The sequence below is a fragment of the Pseudomonas reinekei genome, from assembly GCF_001945365.1.
GTDB classification, from domain to species: domain Bacteria; phylum Pseudomonadota; class Gammaproteobacteria; order Pseudomonadales; family Pseudomonadaceae; genus Aquipseudomonas; species Aquipseudomonas reinekei.
In genome coordinates this window covers 422,247-437,751 of the sequence record NZ_MSTQ01000003.1, presented here as the reverse complement: position 1 = coordinate 437,751, position 15,505 = coordinate 422,247, and the positions used below count along the sequence as shown (strand labels likewise).

The following is a 15,505-nucleotide window of genomic DNA, read 5'->3' as shown; positions in this document are numbered from 1 at the left end:
TCATTAAAGAAGCGCTATTAAATGAGCCCGCACTGAACCAGGGCCTGGTGTGCCAACAATGGATCTTCGGCCAAGTACAAATCGGCGATTTCTGAAGTGGTTACGGACAGCTCGGCGTGATGAATGCACACCGTTGGTCCGACGATCATTTTTGGGCAATTGACGTTGTTCAAAAGCTTCGGCAACTGCGAGAGGTTTATGGCGTTGCTGGAATACAGCAGTACCCCCCGGGGTTGCAGATAATCCACTGCGACGGCGAGCTCACCGACGGGCAGCGGCCAATCGAACACCTCTACCGGGCAGTCGGCGCTGCTGACCAGCCAGGCCGTGAGCCACAGATGAGGCTCCAGTGGCCGGTCCGAGTGGTTGATCAACAGCAAGGGCGGGGTGTGTAACTGACGGTTGTTATGGTAGATGCGCGCACCGAATTTGCTGCGCAACCACGAATAAAAAAATACCCGTTCCATCTGCGCGCCGAACTGGCCTTGCCAGCGTTGCTCCAGTTCCGCCAGCAGCGGCAGCAACAATTGTTCGCACAAGGTTCGCGGCGGGTAGAGCGCCATGGCCTGGTTGATGGTGTCATCCAGCGGCCGCTCGGTCAGCTTGGTGACCGCCATCAGCAAGGTCTGGCGCAGCCGTTGCCAGTCGTTCTCCACCGGTTGGCTGAAGGCCTGCGGGGTATCGAGCAGTTGCTTGACCTGGCTGACGGCCACGCCGCGGTTGAGCCAGGTCAGGATCGTCTGGATACGCTGCACGTGATCGCTGGAAAACAATCGATGCCCCTTGGGCGTACGCTGCGGAACGATCAGGCCATAGCGCCGTTCCCAGGCGCGTAAGGTCACGGCGTTGACGCCGGTCAGGCGGGCCACTTCGCGAATCGGCAGCCAGCCTTCATCGAGGGCCTTTTTGAAGTCGGCCCCCAAGTCTTCGCTGGCGCTGCTGTCGAGTAGTTCTTTCATTAGATTGCGTTTCGCAGGCTGAGATTTTCCGGATGCGGTTGCAGGTAAACCTGTTGCGCGATGTAGGGGTCCGGATACTGCCGAAAGTGATGCTTGAGCAGTGTCAGCGGCACCACCAGCGGCACAATGCCGTGCCGGTACTGGCCAATCACATGCTGCACTTCCTGTTTGTCATCGGCGCTGAGGTTTTTTTTCAGGTAACCGCTGAGGTGCTGCAGCACGTTGGTGTGAGTGCGCCGGGTCGCACATTTTTTCAGCGCGGCCATCAATTCGCTGAAGTACTGCGGGCCGAGTGTTCGAGGATCGGTCTTGCCCATGTTGCCCAGCAGATTGCCCAGGGCTTTGTACTGCACCGGGTTGTGGGCCATCAGCAGGTACTTGTAGCGCGAGTGAAACTCCGTCAAGCCACGGCGAGTCAGGCCTTCTTTGAGCAGTTGCTGCCAGGCGCTGTAGGCGAAGACACGGGTGAGGAAATTCTCGCGCAGTACCGGATCGTTGAGTCGCCCGTCTTCTTCCACCGGCAAGTCCGGATGCTGCGCGCAAAAAGCCTGGGCATAGATACCCCGGCCGCCACCGTCAACCGGTGCACCGTTGGCGTGATACACCTTTACACGCTCCAGGCCGCAGGACGGGGATTTTTGCATGAAGATGTAGCCGCAGATGTCGTCGAGTTCCGCCGCCATTTTTCGTCCGTACTCGGCCAGCGGCCGGGTGACGTTGATCTCACGGTCGAGCGTGCCAACGGCCTCTGGCTGAACCGGATCGCCCACCAACCGAATGGGTTCGCGAGGAATGCCCAGGCCGATCGCCACTTCCGGGCAGATCTCAACGAAATCGAAGTAATCGGTGAGGGTGCGGCTGCACAGCCGTGACTCCTTGTGCCCGCCGTTAAAGCGCACTTCGGTACCCATCAGGCAGGCGCTGATGGCGATTTTCGGTTTGGCGGAGGGCAGGGGCATCGGAACACCTCGAATCAAAAACCTGTACAGATATTTTTATCTGTACAACATGAGGTTCATCATAGATTCGAAGCTGTACAAGTCAAATGTTATGTATAAGTTTTTTGCGTTCCTTGTAGAAGCGGGCTCCTACAGCGCCTACAGCCAGCCGAACCTCCAGTGATCCTGCTCGGAAAGAATCTGCCACTGGTAGCGCTCGCTGCGCTGGGTCAGCACCGCTTGCAACTCGATCTCCAGCACCGTTCCTTCATCGTCTCGGAAAAGCCTGGTCACCAGAAAATGTTTTTCGCGATTTTGCGGGCGCGCTGCTGTCCATTTCGACAGCAGCAATTTGTTTGGGTTGATGCGGTTCATTGCAGGTGCTCATGCAGGCGGCGGGCGGCTTCCTGGCCGCTGAGCCAGGCCCCTTCGACGCGTCCCGACAGGCACCAGTCGCCACAGGCATACAAGCCCAGATCGGCATCGGCCAGCGTGCCCCATTCGTGGCTGCTGGCAGGGCGGGCGTAAAGCCAGCGGTGGGCCAGGCTGAAGGTCGGTGCGGGCATGGAGTCGTGCAGCAGTTCAGCGAACGCACCGTGCAATTGCTCGATCACCGCTTCTTTCGGCAGGTCGATGTGCTGACGGCTCCAGGTGCTGGTGGCGTGTAACACCCAAGTGTCGAGCGTGTTGTCGCGCCCGGGTTTGCTGCGGTTGCGGGCCAGCCAGTCGAGCGGGCTGTCCTGCACGAAACAGCCTTCCATGGGCGTTTCCAGCGGTGTTTCGAACGCTAGGGCGATGGCCCAGGTAGGGTCCATTTTCACCCCGGCGGCAGCACCTGCGAGCTTCGGCGCGGAGGCCAGCAGTGCCGTCGCTTGCGGCGCCGGCGTGGCGATCACCACGTGGCTGAAGGGGCCGTGGGTGAAACCTTCGGCATCCTGCAAGTGCCAGTGTTCTTCGCCGCGATAGACCTCGGTGATCCGGCAGGCGAAATGCACTTCCAGGTCGCCGAGCAATGACCGGGTGATGGCGCTCATGCGGGGCGTGCCGACCCAGCGGGTTTGTTCGTCCGGTGACAGATTGAGCTGGCCGCCATGGAAGGTGTACAGCTGTGGCGTCCACTCGGCCACCCAGCCGTTGGCTTGCCAGCGCTGCACTTCCGTGACGAAGCGGCGGTCGCGGGCAGTGAAATATTGCGCGCCCATGTCCAGCGCACCTGCATCACTGCGCTTGCTCGACATGCGTCCGCCACTGCCGCGGCTTTTATCAAAAAGTTGCACGACATAGCCCAGCTCAGTCAGGGCTTGGGCGGCTGAGAGTCCGGCGATGCCGGTGCCGATGATTGCGATAGGTACAGTCATAAGGGCCTCGTTTACCTTTCTGTACAGACTACGCCGGGGTTGAAACCTGTACAATATTGTTTTTTGGTATAACTTTTAACGTTCTCGTTCTGACAGCTTGGCCTATTGTTAAACACAGAGCCTGCCCGATATCAAAGATCCCTTGCTTATAAAAATAGACTAGTCATCAGGGTAAAACGCCACGCGAGGAAGAAGTCATGCACATATTGCTGACCGGCGGTACTGGTTTGATAGGACGTCAGCTTTGTCGGTACTGGTTGAGTCAGGGACATCGCCTGACCGTCTGGAGCCGGACGCCTGCGAAAGTCGCGAAAATTTGCGGTGCCCAGGTACGGGGTGTCGCCCGACTCGAGGACATCGGGCAGGAACCGGTGGATGCAATCATCAATCTTGCCGGGGCGCCGATTGCCGATCGGCTCTGGACCCACAAACGCAAGGCTTTGTTATGGAGCAGCCGCATCACCCTGACGGAAACTTTGCTGGCCTGGCTCGAGGGCCGTGAGCAGAAGCCGAGTGTGCTGATTTCAGGTTCGGCAGTGGGTTGGTACGGCGACGGTGGTGAGCGGGAGCTCACCGAGGACTCGCCACCGGTGATCGACGACTTCGCCAGTCAGCTGTGCATTGCCTGGGAAGAAACCGCGCAGCGTGCGGAGGGCTTGGGGATACGGGTGACCCTCGTACGCACCGGGTTGGTGTTGTCAGCCGAAGGCGGCTTTTTGTCGCGTCTGTTGCTGCCGTTCAAACTCGGGCTGGGGGGCCCGATTGGCAACGGTCGGCAGTGGATGCCGTGGATTCATATCAACGATCAAATCGCCTTGATTGATTTTCTTCTGCATCGCAATGAAGCCAACGGTCCATATAATGCGTGCGCACCGAAGCCGGTGCGTAATCGCGAATTTGCCAAGACCCTGGGCAGCGTGTTGCACCGCCCGGCGTTCATGCCGATGCCGGCCTTTGCGTTGAAGGTCGGCCTGGGCGAGTTGTCTTTGATATTGCTGGGCGGCCAGCGGGCCACACCGGCGCGTTTGCTCGAAGCAGGTTTCACATTCCAGTTCACTGATTTGCGCGCGGCCCTGGAAGATCTCTCCAGCCGCCTTTGAAATAGGACGTTGCATGACCGATCACGCGTTGCTTCTGGTCAATCTGGGCTCACCGGCCTCCACTTCGGTGGCGGATGTGCGCCGGTACCTCAATCAGTTTCTCATGGATCCTTACGTGATCGACGTACCCTGGCCGGTGCGGCGTTTGCTGGTGTCGCTGATCCTGATCAAGCGTCCCGAGCAGTCGGCCCATGCTTACGCTTCGATCTGGTGGGACGAGGGCTCGCCGCTGGTAGTGCTCAGCCGCCGCTTGCAGCAGGCGATGACGTCACAGTGGCGCCACGGTCCGGTCGAGCTGGCGATGCGTTACGGCCAGCCGTCCATTGAGTCGATGCTGACACGTCTGGCGGCACAAGGGCAAAAGCGGATCACGCTCGCGCCGCTTTATCCACAGTTCGCCGACAGCACCACCACCACCGTGATCGAAGAAGCCCGGCGCGTCGTGCGCGAGAACAAGCTCGATGTGCAACTGTCAGTGCTCCAGCCGTTCTACGATCAGCCGGAATATCTCGACGCGCTGGTGGCCACGGCCAAACCCTATCTGCAACAGGATTACGATCATCTGTTGCTGAGCTTTCATGGTTTGCCGGAGCGCCACCTGACGAAGCTGGACCCGAGCGGTCAGCATTGTTTAAAAAACCAAGATTGCTGCAAGAATGCTTCGCCGCAGGTAATGGCTACCTGCTACCGGGCTCAATGCCTGCGCACGGCATCCGAGTTTGCCAAGCGCATGGGCCTGCCGGACGGCAAGTGGTCGGTGTCGTTCCAGTCGCGCCTGGGGCGCGCCAAATGGATCGAACCCTACACCGAAGTGCGTCTTGACGAGTTGGCCAAGTCGGGTGTGAAAAAGCTGTTGGTGATGTGCCCGGCGTTCGTGGCCGATTGCATCGAGACGCTGGAAGAGATTGGTGATCGCGGCAAAGAGCAGTTCCGCGAAGCGGGAGGGGAGGAGTTGGTGCTGGTGCCGTGTCTCAATGATGACCCGCAGTGGGCGAAAGCGTTGAACACGTTGTGTGAAAGGGCGCCTCTGGCCCTGTAGGCATACAACCTGTAGCGAGGGAGTTCGCTCCCGCTTGAGTGCACAGCACTCACAAAATCTTCATTGACTGCGAGAATTTTGGGGCCGCTTCGCGACCCGGCGGGAGCGAGCTCCCTCGCCACAGGGGATCACCCTTTACAGCAGCGGCTCATCCGCCTTCTTGTGCTTCCAGCTGTCGTTGCCCGGCAGGATCAGGTTCAGCGCAATCGCCACCACCGCGCACAGCGCGATGCCTTTGAGGCCGAAGTCGTCCGGACCGGTGCCGGTACCCACCAACACACCGCCAATCCCGAACACCAGGGTCACCGACACAATCACCAGATTGCGCGCTTCGCCCAAGTCAATCTTGTGGCGAATCAGCGTGTTCATGCCCACCGCCGCAATCGAACCGAACAGCAGGCACAGAATCCCGCCCATTACCGGCACCGGAATGCTTTGCAGCAAGGCACCAAACTTGCCGATGAACGCCAGGCTGATGGCGAAGATCGCCGCCCAGGTCATGATTTTCGGGTTGTAGTTCTTGGTCAGCATCACCGCGCCGGTGACTTCGGCGTACGTGGTGTTGGGCGGGCCGCCGAACAGGCCGGCTGCAGTGGTGGCAATGCCGTCACCGAGCAGAGTGCGGTGCAGGCCGGGTTTCTTCAGGTAATCGCGACCGGTCACGCTGCCCACGGCAATCACGCCGCCGATGTGCTCAATGGCCGGGGCCAGGGCCACCGGAACAATGAACAGAATCGCCTGCCAGTTGAATTCCGGCGCAGTGAAATTCGGGATGGCGAACCACGGTGCAGCGGCAATCTTCGCCGTGTCGACCACGCCGAAGTAGAACGCCATGCCAAAACCGACCAGCACGCCGGAAATGATCGGCACCAGGCGGAAAATGCCTTTGCCGAACACGGCGACGATCAGGGTGGTCAGCAAGGCCGGCATCGAGATCAGCATGGCGGTCTGGTAATGAATCAGCTCGCTGCCGTCGCCAGCCTTGCCCATTGCCATGTTGGCGGCAATCGGCGCCATGGCCAGGCCGATGGAGATGATCACCGGGCCAATCACCACCGGTGGCAGCAGGCGATCGATGAAGCCGGTGCCTTTGATCTTCACGGCCAGGCCGAGAAAGGTATAGACGAAGCCCGCCGCCATCACGCCGCCCATGGTCGCCGCGAGGCCGAATTGGCCCTTGGCGAGAATGATCGGGGTGATAAAGGCAAAGCTCGACGCCAGGAACACCGGCACCTGACGCCCGGTGACGATCTGGAACAGGATCGTCCCCAGGCCAGCGGTGAACAGCGCTACGTTCGGATCAAGGCCGGTAATCAGCGGCATCAATACCAGGGCGCCGAACGCCACGAACAGCATCTGCGCACCGGACAGTACCGTGCGCCAGAGCGGATCGTTGAACTCTTGCTGCATGCTCACGCGTCCTTCTGCTTGGTGCCGAAGATCTTGTCGCCAGCATCGCCAAGGCCCGGGATGATGTAACCGTGTTCGTTCAGTTTTTGATCAATGGAAGCGGTATAGATGATCACGTCCGGGTGAGCCTTCTCTACCGCCGCGATACCCTCGGGGGCAGCGACCAGCACCATGGCGCGGATGTCGCGGCAGCCGGCCTTTTTCAGCAGATCGATGGTGGCAACCATGGAGCTGCCGGTGGCGAGCATCGGGTCGATGATCATCGCCAGGCGTTCGTCGATTTCCGGAACCAGTTTTTCCAGGTAGGTGTGGGCCTGCAGGGTTTCTTCGTTGCGGGCCACACCCACGGCGCTGACTTTGGCGCCAGGGATCAGGCTCAGCACGCCTTCGAGCATGCCGATACCGGCACGCAGGATCGGGACGACAGTAATTTTCTTGCCGGCGATTTTCTCGACCGACACAGTGCCGCACCAACCTTCGATATCGTAGGTTTCCAGCGGCAGGTCTTTAGTGGCTTCATAGGTCAGCAGGGCACCGACTTCCTGAGCGAGCTCGCGGAAATTCTTGGTGCTGATGTCTGCGCGGCGCATCAGGCCAAGTTTATGACGGATCAGCGGGTGGCGGATCTCGAGGATGGGCATGGGAAAGGCTCCGGCGGCGGGCAAAAAAACCGGCCTAGATTAATCTATCCGAGGGTGTTGTCCTATAGACATACAGTACGTTAGTCCACAAACGCTTGATCTGGCCGTGCGGGATGCGTACCTTTGCCCGCTTTTCCTGTCCGCTACCCCCCTTGGAGAGCACCATGTCCGCTGATCTCGAGCATATCCGTCAAATCATGCGAGAGGCTGACTGCCTGTACACCGAAGCTGAAGTCGAGGCGGCTATCGCCCGCGTCGGTGCGCACATCAATGAAGAACTGGCGGACAGCAACCCGGTGGTGTTCTGTGTGATGAATGGCGGCCTGATTTTCGCCGGCAAGCTGCTGACTCATCTGCAGTTCCCGCTGGAAGCGTCCTACCTGCACGCCACCCGTTATCGCAACGAAACCAGCGGCGGCGAGCTGTTCTGGAAAGCCAAGCCGGAAGTGTCGTTCATCGACCGTGACGTGCTGATCATCGACGACATCCTCGATGAAGGTCACACCCTGGGCGCGATCATCGACTTCTGCAAACACGCCGGCGCGCGCAAAGTGCACACCGCCGTGCTGATCGACAAGGACCACGACCGCAAGGCCCGCCCAGACCTGAAAGCCGATTTCGTTGGTCTGCCGTGCATCGACCGTTACATCTTCGGTTATGGCATGGACTACAAAGGCTACTGGCGTAATGCCAACGGGATTTTTGCCGTTAAAGGGATGTAAGACATGGATACGCCTCGCTTTCTGGATCAGACTTTGTTCGCTGAGTTAGCCGGAAAAGCTGCGGCTAATCCTCGTGGGCGCCAGCACCACAATTTCCATCAGATGGAAGACGCTTGCCATCGCATGGCGGTGGGGTTGCAACCTTCGACGTACATCCCGCCTCACCGGCATTTGGGTGACCACAAGGCTGAAACCCTATTGGTCCTCAAGGGGCGTCTGGGTGTGTTGATCTTTGACGAAGCCGGTGCGGTGTTGAGCAAGACCGTACTGCAGGCGGGTGGGGACTGTGTTGGCGTAGACCTGCCAACCGGTGTGTTCCACGGTTTGGTGGTGCTGGAGGCCGACAGCCTGATGTTCGAATGCAAGGCCGGACCTTATCGTCCGGTTGGTGAGGGTGAACTGGCGAATTGGGCGCCGCGCGAAGGTGAGCCTGGTGTTGCCGATTATCAGGCCTGGATGCGCGCGCAATTCGATTGATCCCTACCTTGTAGGGGCGAGCAAGCTCGCTCCAACACTCGCCCTACGGAGCCTGTCATGAGCTTTTTGATTCGCAGCTGCGCCGCTCTGTTGCTGACCCTCAGCCTGCCCCTGGCCGCCGCGCCGGCGCCGATGCACGGGCAGTTCCTGCCGCCGGATGATCTGACCCTGCGTGACGCAGCGCCCGAGCAGCAACAATTGCTGCAAGTCACCGAGTACTCGGTGGTGGTCGGCAGTCAGCGCCAGTCCAATCAGCAGCCGATCCCGGTCACTTCGCCGCTGTTGGTTCGTCTCAAGGGCAAATCCTTAAACAAGGGCGCGACCATTAATCAGGTGCTGGTGAATTTCGATGGCGAAAGCAAAAGTCTGAAAAAGCCGGTCTACGACGACAAAACCAGGACCCTCACCCTCTACTACCCGTTGGCGCAATACCGGGTGGTGATCGATCTGCTGCGTCATGACACGGTGTATTGCCAGTTTCTAAGCTACGCCAACGGCCACGTTTGGGCCGATCTGCACACCGGGGCTGTTCGTCCGCGTTGAGCCCGGCGCCTGCGCGGGGGTAAACTGCCCGCCCCGTGAAATGTCTGCGAGCTGGAGTCGGCAATGCGTAAAGATAAGAAACAAGTGATTGGTGACGAGATCGGCGATGAGCAGATCAAGTTGTTCCTCGATTTCGAACCGGTCGACGCGACTTCTCCGTCCCTGCACAAACTGATCAAGGCCTACCGTGGCCTGCGCATCGACGATTTCGAACGTTTCCTGACGTTCTTCGTCGAGGCCGGTTTTGACGTTAACGGCAAGGATGAACACGGCAATGACTTCGTTGCCCTGATCAAGGATCAGCGCAATGCGCCGGACTACATCGAACTGATCGAAAAGGCTCGCGGCTGATCGCTTTGTTCCCTGTGGCGAGGGAGCCAGCTCCCTCACCACAGAAAATGTTCAGCGAGCATAAAAAACGCCCCGCCCTCAATGAGGACGGGGCGTTTTTCATGCGGCCCAATCAAGCGTAGCTTTCGGTCTCACTGCTGGCTTCAACCAGTTCCAGAGCAACGTTGTTCTGCGCGTTGATCTTGCTATACAGCGCAGCGTCGGTTTCCAGGACTTTCTCGCGGGCCGGGAAGATTTCCGCCAGTTTGGCAGCCCACTCGCCTTTGGCCTGGCTCGGGAAGCATTTTTCGATCAGTTCCAGCATGATCGAAACAGTCACCGAAGCCCCTGGCGAAGCGCCGAGCAGGGCGGCAAGGGAACCGTCCTTGGCGGCGACCAGTTCGGTACCGAACTGCAGGATGCCGCCTTTTTTCGGGTCTTTCTTGATGATCTGCACCCGTTGACCAGCCACTTCCAGACGCCAGTCCTCGGCTTTCGCTTCAGGGTAGAAGCGACGCAGGGATTCGAGGCGCTGCTCCATGGACTGCATCACTTCGCTGACCAGATACTTGGTCAGGTCCATGTTGTTTTTCGCCACGGCCAGCATCGGGCCGATGTTGCCGGCGCGAACCGATAGCGGCAGGTCCATGAAGGAACCATGCTTGAGGAACTTGGTGGTGAAACCGGCGTAAGGTCCGAACAGCAGGGATTTCTTGCCGTCGACGACACGGGTGTCCAGGTGCGGCACGGACATTGGCGGCGAACCCACGGCCGCCTGGCTGTAGACCTTGGCCTGGTGGTGCTTGACCACTTCCGGGTTGTCGCAACGCAGCCACTGGCCGCTGATCGGGAAGCCGCCGAAGCCTTTGCTCTCTTCAATGCCCGAAGCTTGCAGCAGCGGCAATGCCGCGCCACCGGCGCCGAGGAAGACGAACCTGGCGTCGACTTCACGGGTATTGCCGCTGTTGACGTCCTTGATGCTGACAGTCCAGCCACCGTTATGACGCTTCAGACCGGTCACGCGCTTGCAGTACTTGACCTGGGCATCGGGTGCGCTGGTCAGGTGCTTGAGCAGTTGGTTGGTCAGTGCGCCGAAGTTGACGTCAGTGCCGTTGATCACGCGGGTCGCGGCGAGGGTTTCGCCAGGATCGCGGCCAGGCATCATCAGCGGCATCCACTCGGCCATTGTGGCCTTGTCTTCGGTGTATTCCATGTCGGCGAAGGCGTGGTGCTTGCTCAGCACCTTGAAGCGTTCCTTGAGGAAGGACACGCCGCTCTCGCCCTGCACGAAACTCAGGTGTGGCACCGGGCTGATGAACGATTTGCACGAGCCGAACGTGCCTTTCCTGGTCAGGTACGACCAGAACTGCTTCGACACCTCGAACTGAGTGTTGATGTGCACGGCCTTCTTGATGTCGACGGTGCCATCCGCAGCCTGCGGCGTGTAGTTCAGCTCGCACAGGCCGGCGTGACCGGTACCGGCGTTGTTCCACGGGTTGGAACTCTCCGCGGCACCGGAATCCATCAGCTCGACGACTTCCAGCTTGATCGCGGGGTCGAGCTCTTTGAGCAGTACGGCAAGGGTGGCACTCATGATGCCAGCCCCAACCAGTACTACGTCGACTGCTTCGTTATGCGCCATTTAACGCGTCTCCAAAATCTGCAGCACCAAATTGACGGCATGGCTGCCAGGCGTTCCGGGGCGTGTCAGTGATGCCCCTGGTCCCCATGGCAGGATCGCCATGTCCGAATCTTCGCAATTTTTTGCAACTTCGACGGACGCTACCGGCCAGGCTAATGAGGTCTATGAACTCATTTCAACACGTGGCTGGCAATTCGACTTATGGTCGATACATCCGTTTGTGCAACCAAATCCGTAGCGGACAGGCTTCAGGCTCCGGTGTTCGAGGCGTACTCGGTCCTGTGTCGTTGGGCTGTACTAGACGCTAATGGTGCATGTTCAGACGCAAAACTATTCATTTGCTCGCCACACTCTTGTGAAGTTGTGAAAACCCGTTTTTTTCACGCTCTTTTGAAGACGTGAACCTCAAAAAGGGCTGTCCCAGCCTGGCACCGTGCCCAAATGCTTTGCCGCCAGGGAATTCATGGCTGGCAAAACGGGCAAACAGCAGTGACCGAGCGTAATGACAGCTCTGCAGATTCGCGAAAAGTGGAGGTTTTGCCTGATGAACAGCAAGCGCGCCAGCTTCACTCGATCTGTGTGGGCGGCTCTCTGTGGGCGGTGCGGGGTGCCAAAACCGAAGCATTGACGATGCTGCGAGGCCCGATCAGGAGACGTCCTTATAATCGGGGGGAGATTGTAGCGAAGAAACGTAGGGAATTGGTCGTGTTTAATGACTTTTATTAGGCGTTCGGTCAGGTGGTCAGCAGTTGCTGTGCCCGTGAGCGTGGCTGGCGCGCAATGACCCGGGCGCTGGCAGGCAAGGGCTTGTGCAGCCAGTTGAGGCGGATTTCTTCGATTTCGACCCAGCCATCGCCCATGGGCTGCAGGTTGCATTGCTTGAACGCCTGACAATGGCCGTTGCGGTCGAGCAGGGCGAAGCAGCGGTGGTGTGGGCGTGCTTCGAACAGCGAAACGAGAAAACGCATGGCGAGATACCTTTTGGGTGATTACCGACTACGTTCGCAGCCCCTCGTGACGTGCAAGTGAAGGGCGGGTGAAAAATCTGTGACAGGAACCGCGGTCCCGCGGGTTTGTCAGAGATTTCAGTAATCGTTGCATGACCCTAGTTAGCCGCAGTGGCCCACCGCTATACTGCCGGCCTGTTTGTGCCTGATTCTGGAGAGAAGAGCATGTTGCAACGCCTGTTGTTCGGTTTGATCACTGTGACCAGCTTGACGCTGGTTGGCTGCGCCCACAGCCCGCAACAACTGAACCCGGAACCCAAGTTGACGGCTCAACTGGCGCCGGTCGGCCGCGGTCAGCCGGTGGTGGTGCGTGTGGTGGACGGTCGTCCATCGCCGACCCTCGGCACCCGTGGCGGCCTGTACCCGGAAACCAGCGCCATTACCGTGCAGGGCGCGCAGATCCTGCCGAAACTGCAGGCCCAGGCTGAAGCCGCGGTGCGTCTGTTGGGTTTCACCCCGACCGCCAATGCAGCGAACGCGCCGCAAATCACCGTGACCCTGGCCGAGCTGAAGTATCAGTCGCCTAAAGAAGGCATGTATGTGACCGAGGCAACCATCGGCGCGACTTTCCGCTCCGATGTGCAGAACGCCAATCGTCGCTATAGCGGTCGTTACGGTGCGTCCCTGGACCAGCGTTTCGGCATGGCGCCAAACCAGGAAACCAACACCAAGCTGGTCAGCGACGTGTTGAGCGACGCGTTGACCCGTCTGTTCAAGGACCCGACTGTAGGTCAGGTACTCGGCGAGTAAGCGTTCGCCCGGTGTAAAAAAGCCCGGCACCAGCAATGGTCCCGGGCTTTTTCATGCCTGCCCTGCAGGGGGGGATCAGGCCGCTTGAGAGTAAAAGTCCAGCACGCTCACGCCCGTCAGCAAATCCGCCTCCGGCAAATCCGCATGTTGGTGACCGCCGAGTGCGCAATACACCAGCCAGTGGCGGTCCTGAACATTGAAGGCGAGGCTGCCGACGAGGGTTTGTTGTTCGTCGTTGTGAGCGATGAGATAGAGGCGATCCTGGTTTTCGGCGTGAAGCATGACGCAGTCCATGTCGGTTTCGAGGCGCGCATGTTGGCCCATTCAGATGACGAAGCTGTGACGCAGGACAGCCATTGGTCATTTGCCGCGTTATTTATCGCAAAGGGGAGTGCAGGCACAGAGGCTTTCGGTAAAATCCGCGCCGCGGTCGTCGGTCCGGCGCTCGCCACACCGGTTTTGTTTGAGGTTAGTGATGTCGCTGCATTTGATGACGCTGTTTACCGCCCATCCCGCCAAATTGATCAACCTGCTGGCGCTGTTCTTCGCCTTTCCGGGCGGCTGGTTGCTGCACGCGACCCGTCGTCGTGAGCAGCGCGCGATGGCCAGTCTGCAAGCGCAGCGCGGACGCCGTCCCAGCGAAGAACCCACGCTGGACTGGGCCACTTTGCGCATGAACCGGTTTTTCTACAGCTTCGGCTTCGCCTGCATGGGGCTGGCACTTTTGGTGTCGTGGATCAGCACGCAGGTTTAATGTCCTCGGATCAATAAAAACGGCGCCCGAGGCGCCGTTTTTGTATCCGGTCGAAACCGCTTACAGCGGCAATCCAGCCTTCACGCGGTACTGATTACGCACCGGCGTCGCATATTGCAGCACCAGAAACGGACGATGCTCGGCAGGGCAAGCGTTCAGGCGTTGCTGCCATTGCTCCTGGGCCTTGGCCAACTCGTCGGCCGGGAATACCTCGGCGGCGCTCGGTACCTGCAACTGCGGGTCGGCGTCTTGCCACTGCGCGTAGGCCAGGTAATGCACCGGGAACAAGCGGTAACCGCCCAGAATCTGCTTGTCCATTTCGATGGCCAACTGCTTGGTGTCTTCGAACAGTTCGGTGATCGGCGCGGCAAAGTTCACGTGCACCCGGCCCTTGTAGCCGGTGATGCCCTTGGCGATGCTCACGTCATCTTCGCCCGGCGCCTTGGAGTAGGTGCCGGTCGTGGCGCGAATGTAGAGTTCGCGGGCCTTGGCCTGGTCGCACGGGTCATATTCGTAGCTGATCGACACAGGCGTGAGGTTCAGGGAGCGGATGACTTCGCCGAACGGCTCGTCCTTGCGGCTCATGTGGAACATCTTGAGGATCGCCGATTCGGTACGGTCGTCGCCGTCCTTGGCGCGGCCTTCGGCCTGGGCGATCCAGATCGAGGCGCAATCGTTGCGGATCGAATGATTGATGTACGCCGACAACAGTTGATACGCCGCCATCTTCTCGCGGCGACCGGTGATCGAGCGGTGCACGATAAAGCTCTTGTTCAGACGCATCAGGTCGCTGACGAAGGGCTTTTGCAGCAGGTTGTCGCCGATGGCGATGCGTGGGGTCGGCAGGCCGGCGTGGTACACGGCATAGTTGACGAAGGCCGGGTCCATCACGATATCGCGGTGGTTGGCGATGAACAGATAGGCACTGCCGGACTTGAACTGCTCGACGCCGGTGTAGGTGACACCGTCGGTGGCGCGCTCGATTGTGTGGTCGACGTAATATTCGACTTTATCCTGCAAAGTGGCCACCGACGTGATGCCGGCAAACTCACGGCGCAGTCGATGAGCTATAAGAGGTTTGAGCGCCCAGCCCAAAGCACCGGCAAAACGCGGGAAGCGAAAGTGGGTGAGGATATCTAGAAACGCCTTGTCGCCGAGCAGCCTGTCCAGCACCGCTGGGACTTCGCTGTCGTCGTAAGGTCGGATGGCATCGAATTCGCCCATCATGCTCTCTTGTTAGAAACGGCTAGGGTAAGTAAAGGTTTTGATCGAAAACCGGCGGGGTACGGTCTGAAAAAGTAGCCAGACAAAAATAGCCCTGCAAATAGACCGGCGATTATACGCACAAGTCACCTGGGAGACCGCGATGCTGGAAACTGCGCAGTATGAATGTCCTTATTGTGGCGAATCAGTCGAAACGACCGTGGACTTGTCCGGCGGCGATCAGACCTACATCGAGGACTGTCAGGTGTGTTGCCGGCCCATTACGTTCGTGTTGCAGGTTCACGGAGAGGATTGGTTCCTGGAAGTCTTCAGCGAAAACGAGTGAGGGGCGCGTATGCAGCGAATCTATGAGCCGGAAAACCTGATGGAGGGTGAGTTGTTGCAGGGCATGCTCGCCAGCGAGGGCATCGAGGCGCACCTGGTGGGCCGCGATCTGGTCGGGGCCACCGGTGAATTACCGATCTATGGGCTGCTGGGGTTGGCGGTAGATAACGATCAGGCCGCCTACGCCCGCGAGCTGATCAGCGCGTACAATGCCGCGCTGCCGTTGTCCGGCGATGAACCGGAGAGTTTTCCCGGCACGCTGGTCTGTTAGGCTGGCGTTCGTTTGA

Annotated in this window: 20 protein-coding genes; 10 read left to right on the top strand and 10 right to left on the bottom strand. The window is 59.3% G+C overall.

Going from position 1 to position 15,505, the window contains the following annotated elements; all coding sequences use genetic code 11:
• Positions 1-17: 17 nt before the first annotated feature.
• The 4 genes from BVK86_RS06730 to BVK86_RS06715 all read right to left on the bottom strand — a co-directional run bounded on the left by BVK86_RS06730 (position 18) and on the right by BVK86_RS06715 (position 3,255).
• Complete coding sequence (locus BVK86_RS06730; protein WP_075945681.1) at positions 18-959, bottom strand: MerR family transcriptional regulator; 942 nt, start codon at positions 957-959, stop codon at positions 18-20.
• A complete protein-coding gene (locus BVK86_RS06725; protein ID WP_075945680.1) occupies positions 959-1,918 on the bottom strand; it encodes a YbgA family protein in 960 nt (319 codons plus the stop codon). Before BVK86_RS06725 ends, BVK86_RS06730 begins: the two co-directional genes overlap by 1 nt.
• Positions 1,919-2,056: 138 nt before the next feature.
• The gene (locus tag BVK86_RS06720; protein WP_075945679.1) at positions 2,057-2,272 is read right to left on the bottom strand and encodes a TIGR02450 family Trp-rich protein; all 216 of its coding nucleotides are present in this window, start codon (positions 2,270-2,272) and stop codon (positions 2,057-2,059) included.
• Positions 2,269-3,255, bottom strand: coding sequence for an NAD(P)/FAD-dependent oxidoreductase (locus BVK86_RS06715; RefSeq protein WP_075945678.1), 987 nt, complete (start codon positions 3,253-3,255; stop codon positions 2,269-2,271). Before BVK86_RS06715 ends, BVK86_RS06720 begins: the two co-directional genes overlap by 4 nt.
• Before the next feature lie 197 nt (positions 3,256-3,452).
• On the opposite strand from BVK86_RS06715, the gene BVK86_RS06710 reads away from it, so the two are divergent.
• A complete protein-coding gene (locus tag BVK86_RS06710) occupies positions 3,453-4,355 on the top strand; it encodes a TIGR01777 family oxidoreductase (RefSeq protein WP_075945677.1) in 903 nt (300 codons plus the stop codon).
• 13 nt (positions 4,356-4,368) lie between these two features.
• Complete coding sequence (hemH, locus tag BVK86_RS06705; protein WP_075945676.1) at positions 4,369-5,394, top strand: ferrochelatase; 1,026 nt, start codon at positions 4,369-4,371, stop codon at positions 5,392-5,394.
• A 135-nt stretch (positions 5,395-5,529) separates the two neighbouring features.
• Here the strand turns inward: hemH and BVK86_RS06700 are convergent, their stop codons facing one another.
• Entirely contained in the window at positions 5,530-6,804 is a 1,275-nt protein-coding gene (locus BVK86_RS06700; protein WP_034149573.1) for a uracil-xanthine permease family protein, read from the bottom strand.
• Between the two features lie 2 nt (positions 6,805-6,806).
• Complete coding sequence (gene upp / locus BVK86_RS06695; RefSeq protein WP_075945675.1) at positions 6,807-7,445, bottom strand: uracil phosphoribosyltransferase; 639 nt, start codon at positions 7,443-7,445, stop codon at positions 6,807-6,809.
• Positions 7,446-7,609: 164 nt separating this feature from the next.
• On the opposite strand from upp, the gene BVK86_RS06690 reads away from it, so the two are divergent.
• The 4 genes from BVK86_RS06690 (at position 7,610) to BVK86_RS06675 (ending at position 9,538) form a co-directional block, all read left to right on the top strand.
• Positions 7,610-8,167 (top strand): hypoxanthine-guanine phosphoribosyltransferase, encoded by a 558-nt coding sequence (locus BVK86_RS06690; protein ID WP_056853257.1) that lies wholly within the window; start codon positions 7,610-7,612, stop codon positions 8,165-8,167.
• A gap of 3 nt (positions 8,168-8,170) precedes the next feature.
• The gene (locus tag BVK86_RS06685; protein WP_075945674.1) at positions 8,171-8,644 is read left to right on the top strand and encodes a WbuC family cupin fold metalloprotein; all 474 of its coding nucleotides are present in this window, start codon (positions 8,171-8,173) and stop codon (positions 8,642-8,644) included.
• Positions 8,645-8,701: 57 nt separating this feature from the next.
• Positions 8,702-9,187, top strand: coding sequence for a hypothetical protein (locus BVK86_RS06680; RefSeq protein ID WP_075945673.1), 486 nt, complete (start codon positions 8,702-8,704; stop codon positions 9,185-9,187).
• Between the two features lie 63 nt (positions 9,188-9,250).
• A complete protein-coding gene (locus BVK86_RS06675) occupies positions 9,251-9,538 on the top strand; it encodes a PA4642 family protein (RefSeq protein ID WP_075945672.1) in 288 nt (95 codons plus the stop codon).
• Between the two features lie 112 nt (positions 9,539-9,650).
• Here the strand turns inward: BVK86_RS06675 and mqo are convergent, their stop codons facing one another.
• Positions 9,651-11,159 (bottom strand): malate dehydrogenase (quinone), encoded by a 1,509-nt coding sequence (gene mqo, locus BVK86_RS06670; protein ID WP_075945671.1) that lies wholly within the window; start codon positions 11,157-11,159, stop codon positions 9,651-9,653.
• Between the two features lie 734 nt (positions 11,160-11,893).
• Entirely contained in the window at positions 11,894-12,127 is a 234-nt protein-coding gene (locus BVK86_RS06665) for a hypothetical protein (RefSeq protein WP_075945670.1), read from the bottom strand.
• Between the two features lie 204 nt (positions 12,128-12,331).
• On the opposite strand from BVK86_RS06665, the gene BVK86_RS06660 reads away from it, so the two are divergent.
• Positions 12,332-12,916: a YajG family lipoprotein gene (locus BVK86_RS06660; RefSeq protein ID WP_046818977.1), complete on the top strand. Its 585-nt coding sequence runs from the start codon at positions 12,332-12,334 to the stop codon at positions 12,914-12,916.
• 75 nt (positions 12,917-12,991) lie between these two features.
• Here BVK86_RS06660 and BVK86_RS06655 read toward each other — a convergent pair whose 3' ends face one another.
• The gene (locus tag BVK86_RS06655; RefSeq protein WP_034149566.1) at positions 12,992-13,198 is read right to left on the bottom strand and encodes a hypothetical protein; all 207 of its coding nucleotides are present in this window, start codon (positions 13,196-13,198) and stop codon (positions 12,992-12,994) included.
• A gap of 193 nt (positions 13,199-13,391) precedes the next feature.
• On the opposite strand from BVK86_RS06655, the gene BVK86_RS06650 reads away from it, so the two are divergent.
• Positions 13,392-13,670 carry a hypothetical protein gene (locus BVK86_RS06650; RefSeq protein ID WP_075945669.1) on the top strand — a complete coding sequence of 93 codons (279 nt, stop codon included), beginning with the start codon at positions 13,392-13,394 and terminating at the stop codon, positions 13,668-13,670.
• Between the two features lie 60 nt (positions 13,671-13,730).
• Here BVK86_RS06650 and BVK86_RS06645 read toward each other — a convergent pair whose 3' ends face one another.
• A complete protein-coding gene (locus BVK86_RS06645) occupies positions 13,731-14,897 on the bottom strand; it encodes a 1-acyl-sn-glycerol-3-phosphate acyltransferase (RefSeq protein WP_075945668.1) in 1,167 nt (388 codons plus the stop codon).
• Positions 14,898-15,036: 139 nt separating this feature from the next.
• Here BVK86_RS06645 and BVK86_RS06640 point away from each other — a divergent pair, with 139 nt between their 5' ends.
• Complete coding sequence (locus BVK86_RS06640; protein WP_075945667.1) at positions 15,037-15,219, top strand: CPXCG motif-containing cysteine-rich protein; 183 nt, start codon at positions 15,037-15,039, stop codon at positions 15,217-15,219.
• Between the two features lie 9 nt (positions 15,220-15,228).
• On the top strand, positions 15,229-15,489 hold the full coding sequence (locus BVK86_RS06635) for a putative signal transducing protein (RefSeq protein ID WP_075945666.1): 261 nt from the start codon (positions 15,229-15,231) through the stop codon (positions 15,487-15,489).
• The last annotated feature ends 16 nt before the right edge of the window (positions 15,490-15,505 follow it).